Source organism: Pseudoalteromonas sp. L23, assembly GCF_021728455.1.
Classification (GTDB): domain Bacteria; phylum Pseudomonadota; class Gammaproteobacteria; order Enterobacterales; family Alteromonadaceae; genus Pseudoalteromonas.
Genome location: NZ_JAKKCW010000002.1, coordinates 62,273 through 77,994, shown reverse-complemented (window position 1 = coordinate 77,994; position 15,722 = coordinate 62,273). Strand labels below are relative to the sequence as shown.

Genomic DNA, 15,722 nt, shown 5'->3' with positions numbered 1-15,722 from the left:
GATAACTTCAAGGAATGCATTATGGCAATCGAAAATGAACGCTCTGTTCGCCCCGCAAACGACACGCTACCGATAGCAATTATTGGCATGGGTTGTCGTTTCCCAGGTCACGCGAATAGTCCTGAATTGTTTTGGGAAAATATTAAACATGGTGTCGATTGCATCATAGAAACCCCAGAATCGAGATGGAATATCGATACTCATTATTCGTCTGTCAAAGCGAATAAAGGCAAGTTGAGCTCAAAATGGGGTGGCTATATCGATGATATCGATAAGTTTGATCCAGCATTTTTTGGGATCACGCCTCGTGAAGCCGAGTTTATGGACCCTCAACAACGTAAACTGCTGGAGGTAACTTGGGAAGCGTTGGAAGATGGTGGGCAAAAGCCATCTGAACTCGCAGGAGAGTCGGTCGGCGTTTTTATGGGTGGGTTTACGCTTGATTATAAAATCATGCAATTCACTAACCCAGATTTTGACAACATTGATGCTCACACTGCGACGGGTGTTATGATGACGATGCTTTCTAATCGCATCTCTCATACTTTTGACTTTAATGGCCCCAGCATGTCCATCGATACTGCTTGTAGCTCCTCTATTGTCGCATTAGATATGGCCTGTAAAAGCCTACAGACCGGGGCAAGTAATATGGCACTCGCAGGTGGTGTGCTATTACATTTGGCACCACAATACACAGTATCCGAGTCTAAAGGCGGTTTCTTATCTCCGACTGGTTTTTCTCATGCTTTTGACGACTCCGCAAACGGCTATGTCCGCGCTGAAGGCGCCGGCGTTGTTGTGCTCAAACGCTTAGATGATGCAATTAAGGATGGCGACCCAATTCATGCGGTGATCTTAGCCACTGGTGTAAACCAAGACGGTAAAACACAAGGGATCACGGTGCCGAATGGGGATGCCCAATTGCGCTTGATGAAGGAAACCTATGCCAAAGCGAATATTGACCCCGGTAAAGTGCAGTACATTGAAATGCACGGCACAGGCACGCCTGTTGGCGACCCAATTGAAGCAAAGTCAGTTGGAACACTCCTTGGGATCAACCGTAATCAAGACGATAAATGCTACATTGGCTCGGTAAAAACCAATATTGGCCATACCGAGGCAGCCGCTGGTATGGCTGGTTTGTTCAAGGCGGTCAAAGCCATTCAAAACAAACAGATCCCACCGCATTTACACTTAAAATCAATTAATCCTAAGATTGATTACGCCAACGCGCCGTATGAGATCCCCACTAAACTTACACCTTGGCCTAAGCATGAAGGTTTAGCCGTTGCGGGGGTAAACTCCTTTGGTTTCGGTGGAACCAATTCCCACGCGGTTATTCAAGAATTTGTTGCGCCAGAAGTACCATCAATACCTCCAGCAAATGAGAATGGCCTAAAACTTTATCCATTGAGTGCAAGAGATCAACACGGGATCCATCGCTTTGCCAAAGCGCATAATGAATTTTTGCAAGACAGCGATGCATCACTCAGTGATATTATCTACACACTGGGTGAGCGCCGTGAACATCACCAATATCGTCATGCAATTTGTTTCAGAAATGCAGAGGATCTGCAACAACAACTGCAAACACTAACTCATGATGCTGAATTTGCTGCGGCCAGTACATTGCGCACGCTGAAAAAAGATGAGCAAAAACTCGTATGGGTCTTCACCGGCATGGGGCCACAATGGTGGGCAATGGGCCGTGAGCTGTACCAATCAGAGCCAACTTTTAAAGCGATGATCGATGAGTGTGATAGCTATATGTCAACACTTACAAATTGGTCATTGGCTGATGAAATGCTTGCCGATGAATCAGCGTCAAACATGCAATATACTTGGCTCGCTCAAACGGCAAACTTTGCCGTGCAAGTTGCACTTGCAGCAATGTGGCGTCAACACGGCATTTCACCTGATGTCATTGTTGGCCACAGTACTGGTGAAGCAGCAGCATTTTATGAAGCCGGGGTCTACTCATTAAAAGATGCTTGCACCATCGTAGTCCATCGTAGCCGTTTACAACATCAATGCCGCAACACAGGTAAAATGATGGCGGTAGGACTCTCTGACAGTGATGTCACGCCTTATCTCAACGACCAAGTTGAAATTGCAGCAGTAAACAGTCCAAACTCTGTCACCCTAGCTGGTGAAGAAAATGCGTTACACAGTATCGAAACACAACTGAGCGAAGCTGGTGTGTTTTGCAAGTTTCTCCGCGTTGAAGTGCCCTATCACAGCCAGTTTATGGAACCGATTAAGACCGAATTGCTCGAGTGTTTAGCTGGTATTCAAGCTAACACCGCACATACTCCATTGTATTCAACGGTAACAGGCACACTTGCAGAGGGACCTGAGCTTGATGCTAACTACTGGTGGCTCAACGTCCGCCAAGCCGTGCGTTTTGTTGATGCCACCCGCGCAATATTACAACAAGGTTATCAAGCATTTTTGGAACTAGGTCCACACCCTGTGCTTGGCGCATCTATTGCCGAAACCGCAGAAGAACAAAGTTGCTCAAGCGTTGTCGTCTCGAGTATGCGCCGTAAATCCGACGAACAACACACCTATTACCACGCCGTAGCTCAACTGTTTGGTTTAGGCTTTGAATTAAATTGGTCAGCCATAAATGGTCGAGGTAAGTTCACTACGTTGCCAACTTACCCGTTCTTGCAAGAACGCTTTTGGACCGAGCCTGAGTACTTTAATCAAGTGCGTTTAGGGCAAAGTAACCATGCTTTCTTGGGCCGTAAACGCAGTGAAGCTGAACATGTTTGGAACGCGGTAACCGACACAAATCGCGATAGTTTTTTAAGCTGTCACCAAATCCAAGGCAATACCCTCTTCCCCGCTGCTGGCTTTATTGAAATGGCGTATGCTGCAGCCAAAGAGACTTGGGGCAATGGCAGCTATGCACTCGACCACTTTGTCATCGATAAAGCGTTATTTTTGAATAATGAACACGCTCCCAATGTGCAATTCATTTTGCACCATGATGAACCGAATTTTAAAGTGGTAAGCCTTGAAGATGGTAAAACGACCCGCCATGTTCAAGGGACAATCCGCCGAGTACAAAGCGCCAACCTTGCTGAGCCTATTGATCTCAATGCTATTCGTAGTGCCGCTACCAGCGCGCAGCAGCACGATGAGTTTTATGCACACCTAAAAGAGTTTGGTTACGAATATGGTCCATGTTTTAGAGCCATTGAACAGATCTGGGCAACAGACAACGGCGTGCTTGCCAAAATCTCTTGGCCTACTCAACTTGAGCGAACAACACAATTTACCCTACACCCAAGTCTACTAGATGCGTGCTTCCAGACGTTAGTATTTACAGAGCTTGCAAGTGCTAATGCTCAGCAATTCTCTATCCGCTTACCAGTGATGCTAGAGCAGATCCTGCTTTGCGGGCAGAACAATACTGACTTTTGGTGTTATACCCAAATCACTCATCGTGACGACGAAAAAACGGTCGGTGATTTATACCTCTGTGATGAGTCTGGTCAAGTCTTTGGTGTTATCAAAAACTTTATTGCACAAAGCGTTGACTCCGCTGCAAGTGGGATCACCACCAGAACCATAGATAGCTGGCTTTACCAAGTCAATTGGCTTGCAGAGCCTGATCAGGAAATACAAGAAACTGACACATCGGGGCGTTGGGTGCTCCTCGCAGATCAATCAGGAACAGCCGAACAGGTAGCCGAACGTTTAGCAAAGCTTGGCCACTCTAGCTGTATCGTTAAATCTGGAGAATACTTTGATATCGACAGAGACCATTGTCATGCATGGCTAGTTCCCGATTCACGGGATCACCTGTCACAACTTATCGAGACTTTGGGCAAACAAGAAATTCGTGGCGTTGTGCATTGTTTTAGTCTAGATAACAGCGCGATAGAATCACTGACCCTTGCTCAACTGCAAAGAGAAAAACGTCAGTCGCTACATTCATTGTTAAATCTAGCCAAAACCGTAATTGAACAAGACTGTAAATTCCCGCTTTACGTGGTAACACGCAACGCCAGCCTCGTTAATAGTGAGCAACTTACCGCGGTGATGTCCGCTTCGTTAACTGGATTTAGCCGAGTGCTCGCACAGCAAGAACTGGTTGATAATTGGGGTGGCCTCATCGATGTTGATGGCCAAAATGATGCCGAACATATCACAGCTAGATTATTAAGTGACCGCCAAGAAGGGGAAGTTGCTTTTAGGGAAAATCAGGCCTATGTTGCTCGTTTAGAGCAGGCAATGTCACTTCAACCCGCCTTCCCAACTCGCGTGCAAAGCCATAAAGCACAGTTGATCACTGGTGCATTTGGTTCAATCGGTCAGTTAGTTTGTCAGCTACTCGTCGATAGAGGTGCACGAAACCTCATTTTGCTTGGTAGGAGTCAATTACCTGAGCGTAAGAGTTGGTCAGAACTTACCTCACGCGACCGTAACTATGATCGCGTTCGGTTTATTCAACACCTTGAAGATCAGGGCGTTAATGTCTCGTTATGGCAGACAGACTTAACTCGAGAGCGTGAACTTCACGCGGCCCTTGAGTCTTATCATCTAAGTGCACAAGCACCGATCAACGGATTATTTTTCTGTGCTGGTATCGTCAATGACACCTTACTTGGCAATATGGATACCAGAGCATTTGACGGTGTGTTTGACACCAAAGCGATTGGTGCGTTGATGCTTCACAAAGCACTCAGTAAAGTTGACCTCGAACATTTTGTGCTCTTCTCCTCTGTCGCGGCTCAAGTCACTACCGCAGGACAAACAAACTATGCTTCTGGCAATGCTTTCTTAGATGCCCTCGCCCACTACCGTCGCAATCAGGGTCTTCCGGCGCTGAGTATCAACTGGGGTCCTTGGGCTATTGGTATGATTGAAGAGTTGGGTCTCGCCGAACATTACAAGAACCAAAGGGGCATGAACTGCATCTCACCAAGTGCGGGGATGGCTGTGCTTGAACGTATTCTAGACCAAGATCAACCTCAACTCTTAGTGTGTGACGCCGATTGGTCCAAAGTAACCAATTGGTATGCAGGAAAGCCGAGTTTATTTAGTCACTTGGCTACCCAAGAAAACGACAAGCAAAGCCACCAAGAGCAAGAGTTTGCTCCTTTATACCAGCAAACAGACAGCGCGCTTCGGTTACCGCTTGTTGCCGATCATCTCGCTAATGCTGTCAGCCAAGTATTACGCTGTAAACGAGAGCAAGTGGAATTAGATCTATCGCTCGGTAATCTCGGTATTGACTCTATTATGGCGACAGAACTGAGAAATAAGATCACCACCCATTTTGGTGAAACCCTAACGATTGTACGCCTTCTAAGTGGTGCATCTATCAACGAATTAAGTATAGAGCTTAATGACAAACTCGTTGAGTCGCTTGGCTTTGAAGTCATAACCACAGAAACATCGCAGGTTCAGCCGGTTTCCGAGACCAAGGTTAACTCTATTATCGTATCTGATGCCAATGTGGAAGCTGAATTCCCACTTTCCTATGGACAAAAAGCGATTTGGTTTATCAATCAACTCAACCCAAGTAGCGCTTCCTACAATATCGGCGGCGCGATGCACATTCCTAGTGCCCTGAATATCGACGCGCTGAAAAAAGCCCTTAGTGCTGTAGTTGCTCGCCACCCAATGTTAAGAACAAACTTCTTCTTTAAAGATGGCGAACCCTATCAAAGAGTCTGGACTCATCGCGAGGATGCACTGCAAGTCATTGATGTACATGGTAAGTCTTGGGAAGATATTCAACCTATGATGATTGCAGATAATGAACAGCCTTTCGACCTTGAGCACGACCCGCTGTTTAGACTGTATTTGTATAAGCAGAATGATCAAAGCTACTACTTTGCAGTGACGATTTATCACATCATCTCAGATGCATGGTCAAATTACATGTTTATCGATGAAATGCAGTCACTGTATACGCATTTTGCAAAAAGTGAACCGTTAGCACTCAGCGAGATAACGTCAAGCTATGAAAAATTTGTCGATTGGGAAACACGCTTTGTTCATTCTCCACGCGGCGCGGCAAACTATAAGTTTTGGCAGAATCACTTACCTGCTGAGATCCCCGTATTAGACCTTGCAACCGACAAACCTAGACCTGCGGTACTCACCAACGTTGGTGATTCATATCATTTTGAGTTGGATAAAGCCCTCACGTCTTCATTGAATACCCTTGCAAAGGCACAAGGGTCCACCATGTTCATGGCGTTGCTTAGCATCTATTACGCAGTCATGCATAAATATACTCAGCAGGATGAGATCATTATTGGCAGTCCCGTGGCCGGTCGTACAAATCCAGAGTTTTCAAACGTCTATGGTTACTTTGTGAATCCCCTACCGCTATGCGCAAGGTTTGATCCTGAAACGCACTTTACTTCGCTTTTAGCGCAGGTGAAAGACATTACCCTCAACGCACTAGATCACCAAGAATATCCGTTTGCGCTGTTAGTGGATAAGCTTGGTATTGAACATGATGCCAGCCGCTCTACGGTATTTCAGGTCATGTTTGTAATGCTCAATCACCGCGTTGAGCAATCGCATATGGATGAAAATAATGTCGCGTACTATAAGGGCTTTCCTATGCAATTCATGGAACTGCCTGAAGAAGAAGGTCAATTTGACATTACGCTTTCGACCTATGAAGAAAATGGCGTGTTCAAAGGCACATTAAAATATAATACCGATCTATTCGAAACCGAAACGATAGCGCAGCTGGCTCGGGACTATATCGCACTGACGCGAATGGTCGTTGATAGTCCAAATCGGCCACTTTCGGAGCTTGCCTTAACAAGTCCTGACGCAATAGACGCCTTGGCGACATTTGCTGAAAGTCAACAAAAGGCACCTGCATTACCGACTTTGGTCAGCCAAATAGAAAATGCGGCGCAACATAGTCCTGAGCTTCCTGCCCTCAGCATTGCCTGTGGAACAAATGCCGGAGAACTGGCTGCTACTTTGAGCTATTGCGAACTGAACGGTCAGGCAAATCAGTTGGCGCGACTAATTAATTCGCAGCTAGATAACCAACCTAGTCAAACGATTGCCTTACATTTTGAAAAATCTATCGCATTAGTTGTTGCTTGTATCGCTACGTTAAAAGCAGGTCATCATTTTGTGGTAATTGACCCGCAGCAACCCAATGAACGCAAGCAACTGTTGCTTGAGCAAAGTCGCTGCACGTTACTACTTTGCGAAGAAGCGCTAACATCAGATCACCCTACACTACTTTGGGAAAGCTTCCAAAGCCAACGAGATGAAATCAGCGAGCACAATTTGGCGTTAAATCATCAGCCAAATGACATCGCGTATATTGTCTTTACTTCTGGCTCTACGGGTACGCCAAAAGCTGTCCAGGTCAGCCATCAAAACTGGGCTACGATCGCTGTGGACTGGTTAGCCCAATTTGATTTAGCACCCACCTCTCATCATTTACAATTGGCCAGCCCAACCTTTGATGTGTTTTGTGGCGATCTCGCGCGCGCATTTTACAATGCGAAGCACTTAGTGTTGTGTCCTAAAAATATGATGCTGAACATGCCGGTGTTGTATGACCTCATTGAGACACAGCAGATTGATACGGTTGAGTTTGTGCCCTCTGTGGTTCGTAATCTCATCTTATTCGCAAAGCAAAGTCAGGTTGGATTCACCAGCTTACGTAGAGTGATTGTTGGCTCTGAGCAATGGCAAATCGCTGAATACCGCGCACTCAAAGGATTGCTACAAGAAGATGCTCGACTATTTAGCTCCTACGGCACATCTGAAGCAACCATAGACAGTAGTTTCTTTGAGGAATCAGAGCAGTACTTAGAAACCAGTGCAACGGTGCCTATCGGCAAGCCTTTCAATGCAACGCAACTTATCTTGCTCGATAAGCAAAACCAATTAGTATCCAGTAACGCAGTCGGCGAAATTGCAATTGCGGGGCAAGGCATAAGTCTTGGCTATCTCAATAATCCAGAGAAAAATGCCAGCCAATTTATCCAACTTCCCGTGTCAGAAAATAGCACCCTACGGGTATATAAAACAGGTGATTTAGGTAAGTGGGACAAACACGGCAACCTACATATTCTGCAACGTATCGACAACCAAGTAAAAATACGAGGTCACCGCGTTGAGCTTGGAGAAATTGAGTCTAGCATCAACCAGATCCCAGGGATTAAGCGAAGCTATGTAAAAGGGATAGAAGTACACGGGCAAACCCAATTAATTGCCTACTTTGAGTCGGATCTTGCGGTCGGTACTGAGTTTGTCCTCGAGCAGTTAGAGAACCAGCTACCAAGCTATATGGTACCTAGTAAGCTGGTTGCTATTGAGCAATTTCCATTACTGAGTAACGGTAAAATCGATGCAGCGGCATTACCACAGGTTGAACTCGCAGAGTTGGTAAGAGCATTCGTAGCGCCTGCCACCTTATTTGAGCAGCAGCTCGCTGAGATTTGGTCCAATATGCTAGGGCAAAAATCCATTAGTCTTCATGATGATTTTTTTGCCCTTGGCGGTAACTCTTTATATTTGATTGAGCTAATGGTCAGGATCCAATCAGCCTTCAGCATCAAAATGGAAGTTAATCAGCTATTTAGATTTACAACCTTACATGGCATGGCGAGTGCAATTGAAGATGTAGTAACAGGAAAAGAAACGGGCGCATCCCCTTACCTTATCTTCAATGCGGGTCAATCTACTCGTTTATTTGCGCTACCACCAGCGGGTGGTTACAGCATCGTTTACAAGGCATTTGCCGACGCATTGCCTAACACTGAAGTGATCTCTTTTAATTACCTCGAAAGTGACACTAAGGTTAGCGACTATGCCGACCAAATTATGCAAATTCAACCTCATGGCCCCTATACCCTATTTGGATACTCCCTTGGCGGTAATTTAGCCTTTGAGATTGCTAAGGAGCTGGAAAACCGAGGTCAACGTGTCGGGGATGTGGTGATCTTAGACTCATTCAGGATCACCGAAACAGTCAAAATGCGGGAGCAAGACTTCGCGCACTTTGAGCAAGAGTTAAAAGCACATTTCGCCCGCCACACCGGCTCAAATACGGTACACGAGCATACACTGGCACAAGCGAGAGACTATATCGATTGGTGTTATAAAGTGAAAAACCTAGGTCAGGTTCACGCAAAACTGCACTTTATCGTCGAGCAAAATGCACATGCAGAAGCTGCTCGTCTAACCAGTTGGGATGCAGCATCAGACGCCGAAGTCATTACCTATCAGGGAGTTGGTAAACATGAGGAAATGTTGATGCCAGATATGATGCAGGCAGGCAACGGCGCAATTATGCAAAGTATTCTACAGGATACCCAAAGCCAAGCGGTAATAGCAACAAACGTGGAGTAACAGCTCGCCCCAAAGCCATCGCTTTGGGGCTTTCTAACGACTTTAAGGACAGAATTATGACCACACAAAGACAATCTATGATCATCATAGGTGCCGGTATGGGTGGACTCTCAACCGGTAGCTATGCACAAATGAACGGCTACAAGAGCGTGATCTTAGAACTGCACGATATTCCCGGCGGCTGCTGCACATCGTGGGAACGCAGAGATTATATTTTTGATTGGTGTATTAGCTGGCTACTGGGTAGTGGCACAGGCAACGGCATGAATCAAATCTGGCAAGAGTTAGGTGCGCTGGATGATAAAGAAATTAGAGACTTTGAAATCTTCAATTCAGTTATTGATGAAGAATTAGGAGAAGTGCATTTCTATGCAGATCCAGATAAACTCGAAGCCCACCTCTTAAGTATTTCTCCCGCTGACAAGAAACTCATCACACAATTTTGCGATGGCATTCGTGAATTCGTCAAAATGATAGACGCTTATCCCTTTCTGGTGCCAGTTGGCATTATGTCACGCTGGCAGAAGCTAAAAATGATGTGGCCATTTATCAAAAAATTCAATTTAATCCGCAAATCCATGGCGACATTGATGTCGGACTTTGCCGCTAAGTTTTCACATCCGCTGCTGCAAAAGGCATTTAACGTTATCTTTTATGAGCAACATCCTAGTTTCCCGCTATTACCTTTCTATTTTAATTTGGCCTGCGCGGCAAAAAAAAATGCAGGTGTGCCCGAAGGTGGCTCGTTAGGTCTCGCACAATCGATGGAAGCAAGATATAAAAAGTTGGGGGGTGACATCATATACAACACCCGAGTACATAAGATCTTGGTCGAAGACAACAAAGCCATCGGTGTTGAACTCAGCGACGGCCAAAAAATGTATGCCGATATCGTGATCTCAGCATGTGACGGTACGGATGTGGTAAAAAACATGCTTGATGGCCAGTATTCCAGCCCAGTGTTAGACAAGTTATATGACGAGTTAAGAGAGACCGATGGTCAAATGTTCCCAGGATACGTCTCTGTGTTTTTAGGGGTAAACAAGGACTATACCCATCACCCCCATTGCCGCACCCACTTGTTAGACCAACAAGATCTTGTCCACTGCCCAGGTATGACGCATCCGGGGATCAATGTGCAGGTGCGCAATGTACACTACCCCCATATCGCCCCAGAGGGCAAATCCGTGCTTTATATCACTTACTTCTCAACCTATGAGCCGTGGGCTGAATTAAATAATTTTCAAGAAACAACGGCGACTAAACGCCATCACACTAGAGTCAAGCGTAGCGTTCAATATCGCCTCGCTAAAAAGACCTTAGGTGAATTTATAATCGATAAGCTCTCCACTCATTTTGAGGGACTAAAAGAGCATATCGAATATATCGACATCGCAACCCCGTTGACTCAAGTTCGCTATACCCGCAACAGCAAAGGAACGGTATTGGCGTGGCAGCCATTTTTGGAAAGTGGTGAAAGTTTAGAAGACGAAATAAATGCCAACGGGACAACGGGACTGCCAGGCCTTAGCAACTTTTATATGGCTGGTCACTGGGTGACAACCGGCGGGTTGATCCGCGCTGCAGCTACAGGCAGACATGTTCTGCACTTTGTATGCCGTGATGATGACAAGCCGTTTCAGGCTTGGATCGGTGAAAACCCACTACACCAACCTCAATCTTATAGAGAACAAAAGCAGCATGTTGCTTAACCAAGAGAATTAAAAGGAAATATTATGAGTACTCGTATTGGCCTATTTTATGGCAGCACAACAGGTAACACAGAGGCCGCAGCAGAATTAATAAAAGCAAGCTTAAACCAGTTTACCATCGATCTCTTTGATATAGCAGATACTGAATTAACCTTAACCGAGAACTATGAATTTTTGATTTTTGGTATTTCAACGTGGGAATACGGTGGTTTACAGGATGATTGGGAGTCACGTTGGGAAAGCCTAGCACAACAGGATTTCAGCGGAAAAATCGTGGCTATCTTCGGTCAAGGCGATCAAGTTGGTTATGATGAGTGGTTTCAAGACGGTATCGGCATCTTACACGATAAACTAACCGAACAAGGCGCCACAGCAATTGGTTACTGGCCAAATTCAGGTTATCACTTCACCAAGTCTAAAGGGTTAAGTGAAGACGGCAGTGAGTTTCTCGGCTTGTCGCTTGATGATGATAACCAACCAGAACTCACCGAGCAGCGCATCAACGACTGGTGCCAAGAGATTGCCGCCGTGCTTCAAGAACTTACCTGCGAAACAGCTTAAGGCGCACTTTGTGTTTTCGCTCGGCGGGCTAATTCGATATTTAAAATGGCTAGTCGAGCATCATTAAAAGAACGAAACTATGTCCGAACAACAAAAGTCTGTGATTATCATTGGTGCTGGTATGTCTGGTCTTGGTACCGCTGCTTATAGCCAAATGAATGGCTATCAATGCACCGTCTTCGAACTGCATGAAACGCCGGGAGGGTGTTGCACCTCTTGGCAACGAAAAGAATACACTTTCGATTGGTGTATCAGCTGGTTAAACGGCACGGGAACCAACAACGAAATGGCAACCATCTGGGGTGAGCTAGGCTGCCTTGAAAACGTGCCTATTTACAACACTGAGATATTTAACTCAGTCGTCACGGCTAACGGCGAAAAGATCCGCTTTTATGTGGATCCAGACAAGTTAGAGTCCACCCTGATTGAGCGCTTTCCTGAAGATAGCAAACTAATCATTGAATTGTGTGGACATATCCGAAAACTACGCAAGTGTATGCCGTATTTCCCTTTTCTTAAAAGTGGTGGCTTGATGACATGGTGGGAAAAAAGCAAAATGATGTGGCAATTGCTACCCTATATGCGCACCTTTATGAAAACGCTTGCTGTCACTATGGAAGACTTTTCTAAGCGCTTTTCAAACCCCACGCTTGCGGAAGCACTCAACTGGATTATTTTTGACCGCCATAGCGAGCTACGATTAATGCCCTTTGTCTTTAATTTAGCTTGTGCTGCAAACCAAAATGCAGGAGTGCCTAGTATTGGTTCATTAGGCCTTGCAAAGCGATTGGCAAATCGGGCAAAAGAACTAGGGACAAACATTCATTATAAAAGTAAAGTCGAGCACATTCTCACCGACAATAACCGCGCGGTTGGTGTGCAATTAGCCGATGGCTCTGTCCATTACGCTGATTATGTTGTCGCCAGTTGTGATAGTTACAAACTCACTCGTAAGATGTTGCAAAATCGCTACCCTCACCCTGTGCTGGATAAGCTTTTCACAAAGCTAGAAGAAGATGCAAACAGCGTGGTATTTCCGGGCTGTGTTGCGGTATTTATTGCGGTAAATGCAGACTATTCAGACCATGACCCTTATACCTCTTACTTATTACCCGAATCGATTTCGCACCAACTGGTCGGTAATTATCATAGTGGGGTTGGTGTGCAAATCCGCAATACGCTATATCCAGATCATGCACCAAGTGGCAAGTCAGTTCTTTACGTCACTTATTTATCAAAAAGTGACGTATGGCAAGCGATGGAGCAAAGCGTCGTGCAATCTACCTCTTCAGGGCAAAGTCGTAATCCATATACACGTAAACGCCGTTCACCCGAATATAAGCAAGCAAAGAAAAAAGTGGGTCAGGCGATAGTCGAGTTCCTTAACCAATATTTTGAAGGCCTTACAGATAAAGTTGAGTTTATAGATGTTGTAACGCCATTAACCAGTGAACGTTATACCGAGAACCACAATGGGACCGTTTTAGCTTGGCACCCTTTTGCGCCACTGACAGAAGAATTAGAGAATTACCAAATCAAGCATGGTCCTACTTTCCCGAATCTAGACAACTTTTATTATACGGGGCAATGGAGCACATTTAGCGGCGTAACACACTCAACGGCAAGTGGCCGCTATGTTGCACAATACCTTTGTCGACAAGATAAAAAACCATTTAGGGTTTGTTATCCAGAACAGCAAAACACAAAGCAGCACATCACCAATGAGGCAGACAATTATGCCTAGTCCACTCAAAAACCAACTTCGTAGGTTTTTTGCTATTACTTGCTACCCTTTGATCGTTTTGATCCTTATTGGTTACAGTATCTTTGTCTTACAACAAGGCATTGACCTTGGATTAGCAGCATTCTCTAGTGTGCTTATCATCATTGCCTATTTTATTATCATGGAAAGACTAAACCCGTTTAAAACACAATGGCATCCCAGTAAAAAGGAATGGAGCAGAGATGGCTTGTGCTTTATTCTCGTCATCGTATACGGGGCGTTTAGCGAGACACTAGTGCGAGTAATTGCACTCCAGCTCGCCCCTATCGAAAATACTTTGAGCTTGGCACAAAATGCCATTCTAGCCATTCTCGTCGGCTCGTTTATCGGGTACTGGCTACATAGATTAGAACATCGGCATCTGTTTCTTTGGAGCTTTCATGGGATCCATCATCGGCCTAACAAAGTTACGGTAAGTAATAACTCTGTCGTTCACTTTCTGGAAGTATTGTTAAGCGCGCTAGTTATACAGACTACATTTCTATTGCTTGGTTTCTCAGCCGAAGGAATGTTCATTGCCGGTCAATTTACTGCTCTGCACGGATATTTCATTCATGCCAATGTAAACGTTCGTATGGGATGGCTAAACTACATCGTGGCAACACCAGAGCTCCATCGTTTCCATCATAGCGTAGAATTGAAAGAGGCTGGAAATTTTGGTTCTGATTTGAGTATTTGGGATCAGTTATTCGGAAGTTTCTTTTACCGCCCAGATAGTAGTCCAATTCAAGTTGGAGTTACTAAGCCATATTTATTTCCAAGTGCCTTTGAGGTTGCTAAAGGTATTCTTCATCCATTTCGATGGTTCATCAGTAAACGTGGAAATAGACCAAGATACACCAAATCAACTCCGCTACCTCAAGAATATGACATCGAGTCACGTTCCACTCCCTCAACAGTAGATATTAGGAAAAGGTAGCTGCATGAAAGATCTAACTCAAGGTTCCTTACCTAAGCATCTAGTAGCTATGGCGCTACCCATGTCAATTGGGATGTTTGTGCAAACACTTTATGTGCTTACCGATCTCTATTTTGTTTCAGACTTGGGCAGTGCTCCAGTCGCAGCGCTCAGTTTAATTGGCAATATCATGTTTTTGATTTTCGCCGTCAGCCAGATTTTGAATGTCGGAACCGCAACATTAGTTGCACATGCGGTAGGAGAAAAGGATCAGTCCAGCGCCAATCTTGTATTTAACCAAGCACTATTCGCTTCCGTGGTACTTGGTACCATCTTGCTACTAACTGGTATCTATGGCATCAAATCTTATCTGCACATCACCAGCGAAGATCCCGCCACCACAGAGGCAGCATTAAGCTACTCATACTGGTTTTTACCCTGTTTAGTGCTGCAGTTTATTATGACTACAATCGGTGCTGCACTGAGAGGAACTGGTGTTGTAAAGCCAATGATGATCGCGCAAATCGGCTCTCTTATTATTAATATTATTCTGTCGCCCATCTTAATCTCGGGATGGCTATTCGGAATAGAAATGGGCATTGCAGGTGCGGGGCTGGCCAGTTCCATTTCTGTTGTGATAGCCATGCTTTCACTTTGGTTTTATCTCAATTACGACAGGCGTTATTTGGTGCTAGATAGCCAATTGTTTCTAACGTTTCATCGTCACACCATAAAAAGGCTATTTTCAGTGGGTTTTCCAGCAGGTGCAGAACTTATTCTGATGTTTGTTTATATGTCGACAACATTTTGGGTATTAAAAGATTTTGGCACCAATGTACAAGCCGGATTTGGAATTGGCTCGAAAGTGATCCAAGCTCTGTTTTTGCCCGTGATGGCCGTCGCATTTTCACTGCCTGCAATAGCAGGACAAAATTACGGCGCAGGGAACTTCAAACGATTTAGACAGGCATTCTATTGGTCTCTGGTCGCGACGTGTAGCTTGATGTTGGGAGTTTCCTTACTCGCAGCACACTTAGGTGCTCAACTCGCCATGCCATTTTCAGAAGACCCACAAGTCATCGAACACACCCGTTACTTTCTATATGTCGTCGCTTGGAGCTTTATCGCAACGGGGGTTATTTTCACTTGTTCGGGATTGTTTCAAGCCTCAGGTAATACGTGGCCACCACTTTACAGTAACACCACAAGGTTATTTACCTTTGTTCTGCCAATCATTTGGTTAGTAAAACAACAGCAACTTACGATTACGGAACTGTGGTATATCACGGTGTTAAGTGTGGTAGTTCAAGCCCTCGTGAGCCTTACGTTTGTGGCTTTCTCGCTACGCGCGACCTACAAACTGCCAGCCACTTTCACAGCAACTAAAAAGAACCTATTGAGTTAA

6 protein-coding genes are annotated in these 15,722 nt (G+C 45.1%); all 6 read left to right on the top strand.

Going from position 1 to position 15,722, the window contains the following annotated elements; all coding sequences use genetic code 11:
- Positions 1–21: 21 nt before the first annotated feature.
- The 6 genes from L3V43_RS04200 to L3V43_RS04175 all read left to right on the top strand — a co-directional run bounded on the left by L3V43_RS04200 (position 22) and on the right by L3V43_RS04175 (position 15,722).
- On the top strand, positions 22–9,363 hold the full coding sequence (locus tag L3V43_RS04200; protein ID WP_237115994.1) for a hybrid non-ribosomal peptide synthetase/type I polyketide synthase: 9,342 nt from the start codon (positions 22–24) through the stop codon (positions 9,361–9,363).
- A 56-nt stretch (positions 9,364–9,419) separates the two neighbouring features.
- Positions 9,420–11,075 carry an NAD(P)/FAD-dependent oxidoreductase gene (locus L3V43_RS04195; protein WP_235368141.1) on the top strand — a complete coding sequence of 552 codons (1,656 nt, stop codon included), beginning with the start codon at positions 9,420–9,422 and terminating at the stop codon, positions 11,073–11,075.
- A 24-nt stretch (positions 11,076–11,099) separates the two neighbouring features.
- The gene (gene fldB, locus L3V43_RS04190; RefSeq protein ID WP_102056894.1) at positions 11,100–11,636 is read left to right on the top strand and encodes a flavodoxin FldB; all 537 of its coding nucleotides are present in this window, start codon (positions 11,100–11,102) and stop codon (positions 11,634–11,636) included.
- A 79-nt stretch (positions 11,637–11,715) separates the two neighbouring features.
- Entirely contained in the window at positions 11,716–13,380 is a 1,665-nt protein-coding gene (locus L3V43_RS04185; RefSeq protein WP_102056895.1) for an NAD(P)/FAD-dependent oxidoreductase, read from the top strand.
- A complete protein-coding gene (locus L3V43_RS04180) occupies positions 13,373–14,338 on the top strand; it encodes a sterol desaturase family protein (protein ID WP_102056896.1) in 966 nt (321 codons plus the stop codon). The genes L3V43_RS04185 and L3V43_RS04180 overlap by 8 nt, the downstream gene beginning before the upstream one ends.
- 4 nt (positions 14,339–14,342) lie before the next feature.
- Positions 14,343–15,722, top strand: coding sequence for an MATE family efflux transporter (locus L3V43_RS04175; protein ID WP_235368144.1), 1,380 nt, complete (start codon positions 14,343–14,345; stop codon positions 15,720–15,722).

Coding starts and splice junctions, on each gene's coding strand:
- L3V43_RS04200 (WP_237115994.1), top strand. CDS start 22: ATGGCAATCGAAAATGAACGCTCTGTTCGCCCCGCAAACGACACGCTA.
- L3V43_RS04195 (WP_235368141.1), top strand. CDS start 9,420: ATGACCACACAAAGACAATCTATGATCATCATAGGTGCCGGTATGGGT.
- fldB (WP_102056894.1), top strand. CDS start 11,100: ATGAGTACTCGTATTGGCCTATTTTATGGCAGCACAACAGGTAACACA.
- L3V43_RS04185 (WP_102056895.1), top strand. CDS start 11,716: ATGTCCGAACAACAAAAGTCTGTGATTATCATTGGTGCTGGTATGTCT.
- L3V43_RS04180 (WP_102056896.1), top strand. CDS start 13,373: ATGCCTAGTCCACTCAAAAACCAACTTCGTAGGTTTTTTGCTATTACT.
- L3V43_RS04175 (WP_235368144.1), top strand. CDS start 14,343: ATGAAAGATCTAACTCAAGGTTCCTTACCTAAGCATCTAGTAGCTATG.